We start from the raw sequence: 14,345 nt of genomic DNA, 5'->3' as shown, positions 1-14,345 counted from the left end.
TTTAAAAATAAAATTAGTTGATTATTTATTATCTTGCAACGCAAAAACTTGTCTTAAAAGTGCCGTGTTTCTTAAACCAACTTTTTCACGAATGCCTTTTTCTTCAACTGCAATCATTGTAAAAACCCCATTTAAAGCTTCATTAGTAACATATTGTGTTAAGTCTGGATTTACTTTACTCACAAAAGGGATGGAATTATATCGAGAAATTAATTGATTCCAAACTTTATCTGCACCAACTTTAGAAAAAGATTTATCGATAACAGGACTAAAACTTGCAAATAGTTTTTGCGAAGTTTTTGCTTTTAAATAAGAAGTTGCCGCATTTTGGTCTCCTAATAAAATATCTTTTGCATCTGCAAACGTAATATTTTTCACCGCATTTACAAATATTGGAGTTGCCGTTTTTACAGCATCTTCTGCTGCTCTGTTTAAAACTTTAATGCCTTCGTCTGCCAAATTGCTTAGTCCTATTTTACGCAAACCTTTGTCCACAGCTTGCAATTCTTTTGGTAACACAATTTTTACCAATTCATTTCTATAAAACCCGTCTTTAGAAGTTAATTTAGATACCTGATTTTTAATTCCATTATCTAAAGCTTGCCTTAATCCTTTACCTATTTGATCTTGACTTAAACCTGTACCATTTGGTAAATTATTTACAACATTTTGCAATTCTGCACATCCTGCAAAATTAATTGCTACTAATAAAACTAAAATTTTCTTCATTATTTTTTCTAAATTATTTATTGTTTGGAAACTTCTTTTATCTAAAAGTCACTTTTATTTAAAACTATCTGTTTTTTTATCATAGCCATAAGGGCAATGTTTGCAGCCGTTTTTACAACAGTAACCTCTTTTTAAATGAAATTTCTCTGTAAAAACTTTATAACCTTGTTCGTTAAAGTAAAAATCGCCTTCTTCTAAAGGCAGTATTTTATGGTACATTATTAATTAAATTGTTAGTGCAAAAGTAAACCTTTAATCCATAAAAAAAGCGTTCCTAAGAACGCTAATTTTTATTTTCTCTCTTTTCCTGGAGGAAATCTCGAAACAATTTCTTTTACAAATTCCTTAATTCTAGCTTCTTTCTTTTCTCTATTACTCATTTTTAAAGCCCCTGTTCCAACACCTTGCCAAACCAATTCTTTTCTATCTTTATCGATAAAGTCGATAAATAAAGTGCCTTCTGTATATTGCGAAACATTTACATTGTTATTCATTCCATTCCACATCCAAGGGTTCCAACCCCAACCAAAACCGTAGCCAAAATTGTTTTGAGAAACGTTTACTTTTTCTCTCGATTTTGTAAAAATACTTACCAACATATCTGGGTTTTCCGATTTCGAAAAACCTTGTAACTCTAATTCATTTTCAATGGCACGTAAAATTCTTTTCTTATCCAAATCAGAAATTTCTGCTTTGTCGATGCCTGTTTTGTAAAATGCAAAGGTTTTGTATTTAGAAAAATCTACTTTCGAATCGTAATCTGTAGCAACTTTTACAGAGCTACAAGAAGACAAAATAACTGCAAAAATTAAGACAAAAGGCTTTAATAACTTCATAGGAACAGGTTTTAAATTGTTGGTTTTAATTTAGAAATTTTATCAATTTCAGTCTAAATTAACACTAATTTTTTATTAATTTAGAGTTACAATATATAATCAATAAATATGCCAAACTTTTATTTTTAAGTATGATTTTAATTTCGAAGCATATAGTACCTAAAGGTTTTATAGGAATTACGCTTTTTCCTTTTATATTTTTAAAAAATTCTCGTTTCAAAGAGCATAAAGTTCTAATAAATCACGAAAAAATTCACTTAAAACAACAATTAGAATTATTGGTGTTTTTCTTTTATGTTTTTTATATTTTAGAATGGTTTATTAAACTTTTAAAATACAAAAGTAGTTATATTGCTTATAAAAACATTAGTTTTGAGCGTGAAGCTTATGAGCACGAAAAAAATTTAAATTACATTAAAAACAGAACATTTTGGGCATTTTTAAACTATCTATAAAACTTTTTCTTTGTTTATTTTTCTTTGGAAATTGCAACCCATCGAAAAAAGAAAAAATTACGAAAACAAAATCTTTTAAAGTCGATACCATTCCAAAAACACCTAAATATCTTACTAAAAATTATGTTTTAGGCAAGTTTAATTATACAAATAATGCTGATTTTGTTTTGGTACCAAAAGAGGTTTCTAACAAAAAAATATACTTACGAAAAGAGGTTTTAAAAGCTTTTTTAAAAATGAAAAGAGCTGCAGAAAAAAATAACATTCGTTTTAAAATTATTTCTGGAACTCGAAATTTTAATCATCAAAAAAGAATTTGGAATTATAAATGGAACACAAAATACAAAAATCTTCCTCCTTTAAAAAGGGCCAAAAAGATTTTAGAATTTAGTTCTATGCCATCAACATCTAGGCATCATTGGGGAACAGATTTAGATATCAACAGTTTAAATAACACATATTTTACAAAAGGAAAAGGGTTAAAAGAATACCATTGGCTGCTAAAAAATGCCTCGAAATTTGGATTTTATCAAGTATATACCTCTAAAAAAAATGGAAGAACAGGTTATCATGAAGAAAAATGGCATTGGACCTACCTCCCACTCTCGTCTATATATTTAAAGTACTACAATACACATGTTACATTAAATGATATTACTGATTTTAAAGGTGCTGCATTTGCCAAAGAACTAAATATTATTAAAAACTATGTAAACGGAATTAATCCAGAAATTTTAAATCCTTAAGACTTTCACAAAACAATCGTTTTATTTTGAAAATTCCGTAAATTGCAAGCCTAAAACGAAACATTTATTACGAATGAAACAAATAAAACCTTATAAACCTACTCATAAAGTAAGAATTGTAACTGCTGCAGCTTTGTTTGACGGACATGACGCTGCTATAAATATTATGCGCAGAATTATACAATCTACTGGAGTTGAGGTCATTCACTTAGGCCATGATAGAAGCGTAGAAGAAGTCGTAAATTGTGCCATTCAAGAAGATGCAAATGCAATTGCCATTACTTCTTACCAAGGTGGGCATAATGAGTATTTTAAATACATGTTCGATTTATTACAAGAAAAAGGTGCTGGCCATATCAAAATTTTTGGTGGTGGTGGTGGCGTAATTCTTCCTGAAGAAATTAAAGAATTAATGGATTACGGAATTACCCGAATTTATTCTCCTGATGATGGTCGTGAATTAGGTTTACAAGGAATGATTAATGATTTGGTACAACAATCTGACTTTGCTATTGGAGATTCTTTAAATATTGGCATCGAAAATTTATCAAATAAAGAAAATGGAAAAATTGCGAGAGTAATTTCTTCTGCAGAAAATTTTCCTGAAGTTGCAAAAGAAACTTTAGATAAAATCCATACTAAAAATAAGAATTCGAAGACTCCAGTTTTAGGAATTACAGGAACTGGTGGTGCAGGAAAATCATCTTTAGTAGATGAATTGGTAAGACGTTTTTTAATTGATTTTCCAGAAAAAACAATCGGTTTAATTTCTGTAGATCCATCCAAAAGAAAAACGGGTGGTGCACTTTTGGGTGACAGAATTCGTATGAATGCCATAAATAACGAACGTGTATATATGCGTTCTTTAGCTACGCGTCAATCTAATTTAGCACTTTCTAAATATGTAAATGAAGCGATTGAAGTTTTAAAAGCTGCTGAATTTGATTTAATTATTTTAGAAACTTCTGGAATTGGACAGTCAGACACCGAAATTATTGAACATTCTGATGCTTCTTTGTATGTAATGACGCCTGAATTTGGTGCAGCAACACAATTGGAAAAAATTGACATGTTAGATTTTGCTGATTTGGTTGCCATCAATAAATTTGATAAAAGAGGTGCTTTAGATGCAATACGTGATGTAAAAAAACAATATATGCGTAACAATAATTTATGGGACATTCCTCAAGAAGAGTTACCTGTATTTGGAACTATTGCCTCACAATTTAATGATCCTGGAATGAATACGTTGTACAAGCGTATTATGGATAAATTAGTGGAGAAAACTGGTGTTGATTTAAAATCGAAAATGGAAATTTCAGAAGCTATGTCTGAAAAGATTTTTGTAATTCCGCCTGCAAGAGTGCGTTATTTGTCTGAAATTGCAGAAAACAACAGAGCTTATGATAAAGATGTAAATGAACAAGTAGTTGTTGCTCAAAAATTATACGGAATTTATCAAACAATTTTATCTTTAGGTGAAAATGTCTGGTCGAGCGCAGTCGAGACCTCATTATTAACTAAAAGTGGTTTAGATGAAGATGAGATCCTGAAACAAGCCAAAGATGACGAAAAAGAATTTATCAAATTACTTTTAGCGCAATTCGAAAAAGTAAAACTAAACTTCAATCCTTTACATTGGGAAATTATTTTAAACTGGCAAGAAAAAGTCAATAAATATAAAGACCCCATTTACACTTTTAAAGTGCGTGATAAAGAAATAAAAATTGAAACACACAGCGAATCGCTATCTCATTCTAAAATTCCGAAAGTCGCCTTGCCAAAATACCAAGCGTGGGGCGATTTATTACGCTGGAATTTACAAGAAAACGTACCTGGAGAATTTCCTTTTACTGCAGGATTGTATCCGTTTAAAAGAACAGGAGAAGACCCAACAAGAATGTTTGCCGGTGAAGGTGGCCCAGAAAGAACCAACAGAAGGTTCCATTATGTAAGTTTAGGAATGGACGCAAAACGCCTTTCTACAGCTTTTGATTCGGTTACTTTGTATGGAAATGATCCTGGACACAGACCCGATATTTATGGTAAAATTGGAAACGCAGGCGTTTCGATTTGTTGTTTAGATGATGCTAAAAAATTATATTCGGGGTTCGATTTAAGTCATCCAATGACCTCGGTTTCTATGACCATTAATGGACCAGCTCCTATGTTATTGGGCTTTTTTATGAATGCTGCTATCGATCAAAATTGTGAGAAATACATCATCGAAAATAAGTTAGAGAAAAAAGTTGAAGCAAAGTTTAAAGAAATTTATGACGATAAAGGTTTAGAAAGACCCAAATATCAAGGAGAATTGCCAGAAGGAAATAATGGTTTAGGGTTGCTATTATTAGGTTTAACTGGAGATTTGGTTTTACCATCAGAAGTGTATCAACAAATAAAAAAAGATACGTTAGCACAAGTTAGAGGAACTGTACAAGCAGACATTTTAAAAGAAGACCAAGCACAAAATACCTGTATTTTTTCTACAGAATTTGCATTAAGATTAATGGGCGATGTGCAAGAATATTTTATTGAAAAGAAAGTTCGTAACTTTTATTCGGTTTCTATTTCTGGATATCATATTGCAGAAGCTGGTGCCAACCCAATTACACAATTGGCATTAACTTTATCTAACGGATTTACCTATGTAGAGTATTATTTAAGTCGTGGAATGGATATTAATAAATTCGGTCCCAACTTATCTTTTTTCTTTTCTAACGGAATTGATCCAGAATATTCGGTCATTGGACGCGTTGCTCGTAAAATTTGGGCAAAAGCGATGAAACATAAATACGGAGCCAATGCGAGAGCACAAATGTTAAAATATCATATACAAACTTCTGGGCGTTCTTTACACGCACAAGAAATTGATTTTAATGATATTCGAACTACGCTACAAGCTTTGTATGCCATTAACGACAATTGTAATTCCCTACACACAAATGCCTATGATGAAGCCATTACCACACCAACAGAAGAATCTGTAAGAAGAGCCATGGCAATTCAGTTAATTATTAATAAAGAACTAGGCTTAACCAAGAATGAAAATCCAATACAAGGAGCGTTTATTATTGAAGAATTAACAGATTTAGTTGAAGAAGCTGTATTGAAAGAATTTGATAGAATTACAGAACGTGGAGGCGTTTTAGGTGCGATGGAAACCATGTACCAACGTTCTAAAATTCAGGAAGAAAGTTTGTACTACGAAACGCTAAAACACAATGGAGAATTCCCAATTATTGGTGTAAATACATTTTTGAGTTCTAAAGGTTCGCCAACTGTACAGCCAGCAGAAATAATTCGTGCTACAGAAGAAGAAAAGCAATTTCAAATTCAGACTAAAGAATTACTGAATAAAGCAAACCCCAATAAAGTAAAAGAACAAATTGCAATTTTACAAGAAGCCGCCATTCAAAACGAAAATTTGTTTAACAAATTAATGGAAGCTACCAAAGTTTGTTCTTTAGGCCAAATTACAGAAGCGTTGTTTAAAGTGGGTGGGCAATATCGTAGAAACATGTAAGCAGAAAAACAAAATTCTATTAAGAATTTTGTGTGAATCGCTTATCCCTTTTTTTAGCGGGATTTTATAGACTTACTTATTTCTATAATACCAAAAATCTGCACAAATTGTGCGGATTTTTAATTCTATATCTTATAATTTAATACTTTTTATATTCTGTTTTACCCGATTTTAAGTAATTAATAATGTGCTCTACAGCTCTTTCTTTTGCTTTGTAAAAGGTTTTTGTAAAATCGAACATAAAAACAGATTCTTCTCCTATAACCACAAAGTCTAAAATTTCTTTATCTGTCTTTGCGTCATAAATGTCAACTTTTACTTTAATTACACAATATTCTGCAGAAGTGGTGTTCATGCCTACTCCATTAACACCCATTCCTCCAGTATTATTCCATTCTACTCTATTTGAAATTTCGAAATTTGAAAAGTATATGATGTAGTCTGAATTTTTGGTACTTACATCTTCGTAATTAAAACTGTCCCTGTCTATTAAAATATCGGAAAAGAGGTGGTTTGCAAGCCCTTTGTTCGAGAATTCTTTCATAAAATTGAATGTGAAATCTCTTTTTTCTGGAAAGTTTTTTTGAAATGTTTTTTTAAATTCATTTACGCGAACATCGTTGGTTGCAAAAACAATTACTTTCTTTGTTTCGGGTGTTTTAATATCTTCTTTTTTTGAAATATATTGTACGTATTGTTTGTTTACTATACAAGAAGATAAACTAACTACTGCTATTAAAAAGGCGATTATTAAAACTGATTTTCTTTTTATATTTTTTTTATTTTTTCGCAAAACCATACATTGGCAAAACTACATAAATTTAAAATATCTATTAACTTTTAAAAAATAACTTTATTTTCTACAGAAACTTCAGAACCTTCTAACAATAGTACAGAACTGGGTTGTTTGTTGTTTAAAAAACCGAAATCAGCCCCATAATTGGCCTGAAAATCTACAAGAATTTGGTGTGTTGTAACAGGATAATATTGCCAAGTTGGGTGTTTTACTTCGTATTCTGTTGCTTTTTGGGCATTTATCTTAGAATATCCCCAATAATGTTCTGCAATGAATTCGATTTGTGATTTTTTTGCAATTTTTTGAGGTTTTGTTTCTGCTTCTACTGAAACTTTGTTCCATTTATTGTTAACTTTCCATTCGTAAGAAACCTCTATTTTCTCTTTATCGATATTCCAAAAATGTTTCATTGGTAAGGTTTGGTAGTGCTCGTTATAAAATACATTTGCCACAAAAGTAAGTGCTGGTTTTGGTACAATTTCTTTAATAAAAACCACTCCTCTTTTTATCTCATCTTCTACTTTTCTTTTTACATAAAACCGAAGGTTTACTTCTTCGAAATTTATATGAAAAGGCACTTTTATACCTAACAATCGTGTCTTTAAGAACATAAAACCAACTAAACTTACGTAACATTTTCCTTCGAAAATGTCTATTTCTGTTCCTTTTGGCAGGTATTTTTGTAATATTTCTGGCTGTACTTCATAATTTGCCATTATTAATTTTCTCCATTCTGCTTTTAAAAAACTCATTGTTATATTTTTTATTTTTATTATAAAATTCTTTCGGGGCTATTTAATATCGACTGTAAATGCATAAAAAAATTACAGTTAAATACATCCAAAAAATTGTGAATATGATATGCATTGCAGTTTCAAACTTTTTTCTTCTCCAAAGTTTTGGCGAATACACAAATAATTGAAACAGCAATCTTATACTCCAAAAAACACCCAATCCTAAAGAAATTCTTTTACCTAATTTTGTGTATATTAATTCGTTTGAAGAAGTTAAGCATAATAAACCAATTAATAAAACTACCAATGCAATAAAAAAGGTATGTACTGCCATTATTTGACGATTGATTAAACTTAGGGATTTTAATTCGATTTTCCATTTAAAATATTTAGAAAACCCTACATGTATAAAGGCCAATATCGACAAAAGAATTCCTATAATTTTAAGTTGTAGTACCATTTTCGAATTATTTATTAATTGCCGTAAAAACCGACATAAAAGGGGTGAATTTTGTTTCTGATATTGCTGTAAATCTGGCTTTTCTAAAAACATGTTTCCAAGTTTTACTGGAGAAAAAATGAGTAAATCCGACAGAAAAAGCAAAAAAATTAGGAACATCTCTTAAATGCTCTACCATAATTACTTTTCCGTTTGTTTTACAAATTCGTTTGCATTCAGTTAAAAACGCTACTTTTTCGTTATTATTTCTTATTTCGTGAGCTGCCGATAATAAGAAAATTACATCTACAGAATTGTTCTTTAAAGGAATTGCATTGTATGCTGTGTGTTGTGTGTTTGGGTATTTTAACGTTACTTTTCTTGCTCTAACAATTGCGGGTTCTGTATGTTTATTTGCATTGTAAAAATCGAAAACTTTTAAATGAGATTTTGGGAATTTATTTTTAAGAATAAAACTCGTTTCATCGAAACCAGCATTGATGTTTACAAAAGTATTTTCTTTTGAATCGACAATTTTAAACCGATTTAACCAGTTAAAATGATAATATCCAGAAAAATCATACACATAAGCAGAAACTAGTAAAGGCATTAAAAATCCGTATAAAAACGCACCAATTATCAACCAAATGATAAAATTTGGAATATTAAAAAATAAGGAAATTGATATCATCAGGAATAAAACAATCAATCCGATAACATAAAAATGTCTGTTAAAACTTAGTATATTTAAAACTCCCTGAAACGATTTTCTTTCTATTTCCATGATTCTATTTTTCCTTTTTTCCATTGATATGGAATGTTTTCAATGATAAAACTGTTTGCCAACACACAATTTTTCAATTTTAATTGATTTAAAAAATTAAAATGATAATCATCCACTTTTAAAGGTTTTGGTTTCCAATTTGTTCGAACTCCTTCTATGATTAAAATTTCTTTTGTTGCTGCATTATAGGTAAATGTAAATGGCAAAGGACCAGCAAATCTTCTTGCTTCTTTCCAATTTGCAAAGGGTGAATTTGCAGGTAAATCGATTTCTGCTTCGGTTTTATCTACTTTAATATTAAAATTTGATTTGTTGGAAAACAACTCTATTTTATGTTTATCAGAATTAATATTTACATCTGTAGTTGTGTAATTATAATGTGTAAAAATGTTTCCTCTAAAAGTCATTTTATTACAATCTGTTTCTGACTTCAAAATATACAAACCTCTTAATCTTTTGCCTTTACGATTTGTATAGCGCACAAAAACTCGATACCCAATTAAGAAAAAATCGTTGCCCATAAATTTTGGCATTCCTTTAATTCTTAAATCTTTGGTTTGCACCATTGCAATTGCAATAAAAGCCCATTTATCTTTAAAAGTATCTAGTGTTAAGCAATCAGGAATTAATGATTCTAATTCCTTTTTTGGAACTGCAAAAGTGAATACAATTGAACTTTTAAAGAAAGCTTCAACAGCAAAAGGATGATTTTTTAATTTTTTAAACATGGCTTTTTCTTTTAATTACGAATTCATTGTAATAAATAATAGAACAAAAAATTAACGCAAAAACGATATTCAGTTTTCCAAATAGTAATAAATCTTTTGCCAAAATAAATTCAATAGTATTCATTGTAATTATAATTGCTATTTGTAAAATGCTAGTCAATTTAGATTTCAAACCTGATAAAACCCAAACAGTCATTAATACTTCTAAAACTCCGATTGAAATTGTAATTTCTCTTACATATTCTTCTCCTAAAATTCTACCAACAATTTTTTGATGTCTTGAAGTTAAGTTTAATATTTTACAGAAAAATCCGTTTATGAACCAAACTAAAGCGATTAAATAATTAATTAATTTCATCTTGATTTTTTATTGATTTTAATATTCTAATAAAAAAACAACCAATTACCATAGGGATTAAACCTATACAAACCATAAACAAAATCCATTCATTTAAAAAATCCCAATTAAATAACCATAAAGAAAAATATAATACAATAATCGACCAGTAAAAGTAAATTCTCTTTTTTTGTTCTGCTGATAAACTTCTGCAATAAAAAAGAATAAGAAAAGAACTTAGTACTTGAATAAATCCTAATACAATTTCAGCAAGTAAACCAAAATAAATAGTAATAAATAAAAATAAGGTTACGAAATACCAGCCTACATTCAGAGAATAAATAACATTTATTAATTTTTTACTTTTCAAAATTTTAACATTTAAAACTTTCAGAAATATTTGAAAGTTTGTTTACAAATTTTTTTACTTTTTTATCATTTTGGTAAAGTTAGACAATAACCAGTGTTCATCGGCTTTTATCGCTTTTTCTAAAATAGAATTTACTTTTGTGGTTACTGAAGATAAATCTGCTAACACTTTTTTAAATTGTTCTCCATCTTCAGTAGAATCTTCCACTTGTTGTAATTCGTCTAATACTTTTAAAACAGGTTCAATTTCGCGTTTTTTACGCTCTTTTGTAATTTGTTTAAACAATTCCCAAATGTCTTTATCTGCCACAAAAACTCCTTACGCTCTCCCACTACAAATTCTTTTTGTACAATGCCCCAATCCATTAAAGCTCGTACATTCATGTTTACATTTCCACGAGAAATTTGTAATTCTTTCATAATATCTTCCGCAGAAAGTGGCTTTGTAGAAACTAATAATAAAGCATGCACTTGTGCCATCGTTTTGTTAATTCCCCAAGAAGTTGCTAAACTTCCCCAAGTTTGTATGTATTTATTTTTTGCTTCATTTAATTCCATACAGCAAATATACAATATCTTTTTGAACTTTCAATAATTATTGAAAATTAAATATCGTTTTACGGTAAAAATAATTTGAACACTGTTTTTAAAACTATAAATGAGTCCAGAATTCCACAAATGAGTCCAGAATTCCACAAAACGTGGAATTCTGGACTCCAAAAACTTTTAAATCACATAACTTTACAATACAAACCTAAAACCCTATTGATTATGAAACAGTTATTTTTTAAAACAACACTTTTACTTTTTGCATTTACTATAAGCAATTGCGAAAAAAACGATCCCGAAGAACAATTACCTCCAATTACACAAACTGGTGCAAATACCTTTGGTGCTATTGTAGATGGGAAAATATTTGTAGCTAAAGATAAAACAGGTTATACACCCCCTGGAGGAGGAACACCAAAAGGTATTGCAGTTACTGTAGGCAGTTCTTTACCAGACTATGAATATTTTGGTATTGATGCTAGAAATTATGAAGATGTATATATATATGTATATGTACCAAATGAACTTCCAAAAGAAACTACTTACTTTTTTGAAAAAAGTCCAGGGGTAAGAGCAAGTTTGGAGAGACCAAATTACGCACATATATTTTGTAGCATTAATGGAAGTAGATACATAAGTTATGAAAACTCAGGGTCTATTACTTTTAATAAAGTTGATTTTGATAATGGTATATATTCTGGCACATTTAACGTAAAATTAAAAAATAAAAATGATGAAAATGATATAATAGAAATCACAGAAGGGAGATTTGACATATAAAAAAGCAGTTGCTACCAACAACCGCTTAAAAAATTAAATACTACAAACACAAATTTACATGAACTGAACTTGTTTCATTGTCTAGTTTAACAAGTCAAAAAATATAAAAAAACCATAACAATAACCTTCCCATTCGTCACAAATGAGTATAGAATTTTAAAAACAGACAAAAAATATCATTTTTATAAACACTTGTAAAACAATGTTTTAAAAAATAAATGAGTCCAGAATTCCACAAATGAGTCCAGAATTTCACAAAACGTGGAATTCTGGACTCCAAAAACTTTTAAATCACATAACTTTACATTACAAACCTAAAACCCTATTGATTATGAAACATTTCTTTTTAAAAACAGTGCTATTTCTTTTTGCTTTTACTTTAAGCAATTGCGAATCTAAAACAGAAGATGAAAGATGGAACCCTGAACTACCACCCATTACACAAATAGGTGCCAATACCTTTGGTTGTAAAATTAATGGACAAGTAATGATACCCAGAGACAGTAGAGTAAGCCAATTAGGTGGAATTCCTACTGGTGTTACATATGGATGGAGTACAAACACAGCAAGTTATGATTGGATTAAAGCGGTAGATCGTTATACCAATAGAGGAGGTGTTGCATTTAAATTACCAGAAATACAAAAATTAGGTGTAGGAGAATATATTGTAGAGACAATGGTTGGTGGCTATGTATCTACAAAACCAAATGTAATTTATATGGGGGCTAGTTATTTTGGAAAAAGTCCAACATCAGGTTATGGCTCTATAAAAGGTACAGGCAAGATTATAATTACAAGATACGATGATGAAGTAATTGCTGGTACATTTTATTGCAAATTAAAAAACAATATCTATCCTGATGATATTATTGAAATAACCGAAGGAAGATTCGACTTTAATAAAAACACAATTAACTCAAAAAGATTTAGATAAAAAAAGAGGTTGCGCCAACAACCTTTAAAAAACTTTACAATACAAACCTAAAACCCTATTGATTATGAAGCATTTCTTTTTAAAAACAGTGCTATTTATTTTTGCTTTTACTTTAAGCAATTGCGAAAAAAACGATCCCGAAGAACAATTACCTCCAATTACACAAACTGGTGCAAATACCTTTGGTGCTATTGTAGATGGTAGAGCCTTTACACCTGCAGATTCATTCTCTACCACACCTGGAACCCCTAAGTTTAAAGGGCTACAAGTATATGTAGGTAATAATTTTAAAACTAGTAATGGAGATGATAAATGGACTATTTCAACTGGGAATTTTAAAATAAACCCAAGTATATATTTATACATATATATCCCTTCTTTAAAAGATTTATCAACAAATTATATTGTTGATTCAAGTGATGGTTTAGAAGATTCAGATTTATCAAATGCACATATTTACTGTCATATTAACGGAAATAATAATACATATTTATCGACCGTAAATTCGGGTATAATAGAATTTACTCGTTTAGATATAGCCAATGGTATTTATTCAGGAACATTAAGCGTAAAACTAAAGAATAAAGATGATGAAAATGATATTATTGAAATTACAAATGGAAGATTCGACATCAACCTAAATACAGTAAACAAATAAAAAGCAGTTGCTACCAACAACTGCTTAAAAAATTAAATACTACAAACACAAATTTACATGAACTGAACTTGTTTCAGTGTCTAGTTTAACAAGCCAAAAAAAAAACCATAACAATAACCTTCCCATTCGTCACAAATGGGTATAGAGTTTTAAAAACAGACAAAAAACATCATTTTCATAAACATCTGTAAAACAATGTTTTAAAAAATAAATGAGTCCAGAATTCCACAAATGAGTCCAGAATTTCACAAAACGTAGAATTCTGGACTCCAAAAATTTTTAAATCACATAACTTTACAATACAAACCTAAAACCCTATTGATTATGAAACATTTCTTTTTAAAAACAGTGCTATTTCTTTTTGCTTTTACTTTAAGCAATTGCGAATCTAAAACAGAAGATGAAAGATGGAACCCTGAACTACCACCCATTACACAAATAGGTGCCAATACCTTTGGTTGTAAAATTAATGGACAAGTAATGATACCCAGAGACAGTAGAAAAAGCCAATTAGGTGGAATACCTAAGGGAGTTTCTTACGGTACAGACTTAAACTACGATTGGATTAAAGCGTCTGATAGATATACTGCAACAGGAGGAGTAGCAATTAAAATACCTAATCTTCAAACTTTAAAAGTTGGGGAGTATGAAGTTAAAACTATTATTGGTGGTTTTGCATCTACACATCCAAATATTGTTTATATACAGGCAACGCATCATAAAGGTTTTTATGGTTCTATTGAAGGTACAGGTAAGGTTATTATAACACATTATGATAACGAAATCATTTCAGGTACTTTCTACTGTAAGCTAAAAAACAGGGATATTTCTGATAATTTTATTGAAATAACCGAAGGCAGATTCGACTTCAATAAAAATACGATTAATTCAAAAAGATTTCGATAAAATAAAGAGGTTGCGCCAACAACCTCTAAAAAAATTAAA

Annotated in this window: 19 protein-coding genes; 7 read left to right on the top strand and 12 right to left on the bottom strand. The window is 29.8% G+C overall.

Features of this window, described 5'->3' with window-relative positions:
• Positions 1-21: 21 nt before the first annotated feature.
• From JL193_RS15275 to JL193_RS15265, 3 genes are all read right to left on the bottom strand, one after another.
• Positions 22-729, bottom strand: a complete 708-nt coding sequence (locus JL193_RS15275) for a DUF4197 domain-containing protein (protein ID WP_207971603.1) — start codon at positions 727-729, stop codon at positions 22-24.
• A gap of 54 nt (positions 730-783) precedes the next feature.
• Positions 784-948 (bottom strand): C1orf53 family protein, encoded by a 165-nt coding sequence (locus JL193_RS15270; RefSeq protein WP_207971602.1) that lies wholly within the window; start codon positions 946-948, stop codon positions 784-786.
• A gap of 71 nt (positions 949-1,019) precedes the next feature.
• Positions 1,020-1,565 (bottom strand): DUF4136 domain-containing protein, encoded by a 546-nt coding sequence (locus JL193_RS15265; RefSeq protein WP_207971601.1) that lies wholly within the window; start codon positions 1,563-1,565, stop codon positions 1,020-1,022.
• 131 nt (positions 1,566-1,696) lie between these two features.
• On the opposite strand from JL193_RS15265, the gene JL193_RS15260 reads away from it, so the two are divergent.
• The 3 genes from JL193_RS15260 to JL193_RS15250 all read left to right on the top strand — a co-directional run bounded on the left by JL193_RS15260 (position 1,697) and on the right by JL193_RS15250 (position 6,292).
• Entirely contained in the window at positions 1,697-2,020 is a 324-nt protein-coding gene (locus tag JL193_RS15260; protein ID WP_207971600.1) for a hypothetical protein, read from the top strand.
• On the top strand, positions 1,996-2,766 hold the full coding sequence (locus JL193_RS15255; RefSeq protein WP_243456774.1) for a M15 family metallopeptidase: 771 nt from the start codon (positions 1,996-1,998) through the stop codon (positions 2,764-2,766). Before JL193_RS15260 ends, JL193_RS15255 begins: the two co-directional genes overlap by 25 nt.
• A gap of 73 nt (positions 2,767-2,839) precedes the next feature.
• Complete coding sequence (locus JL193_RS15250) at positions 2,840-6,292, top strand: methylmalonyl-CoA mutase family protein (protein WP_207971599.1); 3,453 nt, start codon at positions 2,840-2,842, stop codon at positions 6,290-6,292.
• Positions 6,293-6,431: 139 nt separating this feature from the next.
• On the opposite strand, the gene JL193_RS15245 is transcribed toward JL193_RS15250, so the two are convergent.
• The 9 genes from JL193_RS15245 to JL193_RS15210 are packed head-to-tail and all read right to left on the bottom strand — an operon-like array spanning position 6,432 to position 11,037.
• Positions 6,432-7,091 (bottom strand): hypothetical protein, encoded by a 660-nt coding sequence (locus JL193_RS15245; RefSeq protein WP_207971598.1) that lies wholly within the window; start codon positions 7,089-7,091, stop codon positions 6,432-6,434.
• A 41-nt stretch (positions 7,092-7,132) separates the two neighbouring features.
• Positions 7,133-7,840: a YqjF family protein gene (locus JL193_RS15240; protein WP_207971597.1), complete on the bottom strand. Its 708-nt coding sequence runs from the start codon at positions 7,838-7,840 to the stop codon at positions 7,133-7,135.
• A gap of 43 nt (positions 7,841-7,883) precedes the next feature.
• On the bottom strand, positions 7,884-8,282 hold the full coding sequence (locus JL193_RS15235; RefSeq protein WP_207971596.1) for a hypothetical protein: 399 nt from the start codon (positions 8,280-8,282) through the stop codon (positions 7,884-7,886).
• Between the two features lie 7 nt (positions 8,283-8,289).
• On the bottom strand, positions 8,290-9,045 hold the full coding sequence (locus JL193_RS15230) for a class I SAM-dependent methyltransferase (protein WP_207971595.1): 756 nt from the start codon (positions 9,043-9,045) through the stop codon (positions 8,290-8,292).
• The gene (locus tag JL193_RS15225; protein ID WP_207971594.1) at positions 9,036-9,773 is read right to left on the bottom strand and encodes a DUF2071 domain-containing protein; all 738 of its coding nucleotides are present in this window, start codon (positions 9,771-9,773) and stop codon (positions 9,036-9,038) included. The genes JL193_RS15230 and JL193_RS15225 overlap by 10 nt, the downstream gene beginning before the upstream one ends.
• Complete coding sequence (locus JL193_RS15220) at positions 9,766-10,131, bottom strand: DoxX-like family protein (protein WP_207971593.1); 366 nt, start codon at positions 10,129-10,131, stop codon at positions 9,766-9,768. Before JL193_RS15220 ends, JL193_RS15225 begins: the two co-directional genes overlap by 8 nt.
• A complete protein-coding gene (locus JL193_RS15215) occupies positions 10,118-10,480 on the bottom strand; it encodes a hypothetical protein (RefSeq protein ID WP_207971592.1) in 363 nt (120 codons plus the stop codon). The genes JL193_RS15220 and JL193_RS15215 overlap by 14 nt, the downstream gene beginning before the upstream one ends.
• Positions 10,481-10,534: 54 nt before the next feature.
• Positions 10,535-10,765, bottom strand: coding sequence for a hypothetical protein (locus JL193_RS17525; RefSeq protein ID WP_367890019.1), 231 nt, complete (start codon positions 10,763-10,765; stop codon positions 10,535-10,537).
• Positions 10,711-11,037: a GbsR/MarR family transcriptional regulator gene (locus JL193_RS15210; RefSeq protein WP_367890018.1), complete on the bottom strand. Its 327-nt coding sequence runs from the start codon at positions 11,035-11,037 to the stop codon at positions 10,711-10,713. The genes JL193_RS17525 and JL193_RS15210 overlap by 55 nt, the downstream gene beginning before the upstream one ends.
• Positions 11,038-11,250: 213 nt before the next feature.
• On the opposite strand from JL193_RS15210, the gene JL193_RS15205 reads away from it, so the two are divergent.
• From JL193_RS15205 to JL193_RS15190, 4 genes are all read left to right on the top strand, one after another.
• A complete protein-coding gene (locus JL193_RS15205) occupies positions 11,251-11,808 on the top strand; it encodes a Riean_0653 family protein (protein ID WP_207971591.1) in 558 nt (185 codons plus the stop codon).
• Positions 11,809-12,139: 331 nt separating this feature from the next.
• Positions 12,140-12,742: a Riean_0653 family protein gene (locus JL193_RS15200; RefSeq protein ID WP_207971590.1), complete on the top strand. Its 603-nt coding sequence runs from the start codon at positions 12,140-12,142 to the stop codon at positions 12,740-12,742.
• Positions 12,743-12,806: 64 nt separating this feature from the next.
• Entirely contained in the window at positions 12,807-13,400 is a 594-nt protein-coding gene (locus JL193_RS15195; RefSeq protein ID WP_207971589.1) for a Riean_0653 family protein, read from the top strand.
• A gap of 324 nt (positions 13,401-13,724) precedes the next feature.
• On the top strand, positions 13,725-14,306 hold the full coding sequence (locus tag JL193_RS15190) for a Riean_0653 family protein (protein ID WP_207971588.1): 582 nt from the start codon (positions 13,725-13,727) through the stop codon (positions 14,304-14,306).
• Positions 14,307-14,345 lie beyond the last annotated feature (39 nt).

Source organism: Polaribacter batillariae (genome assembly GCF_017498485.1).
Lineage (GTDB): Bacteria > Bacteroidota > Bacteroidia > Flavobacteriales > Flavobacteriaceae > Polaribacter > Polaribacter batillariae.
This window is presented reverse-complemented; position numbering and strand designations above follow the sequence as displayed.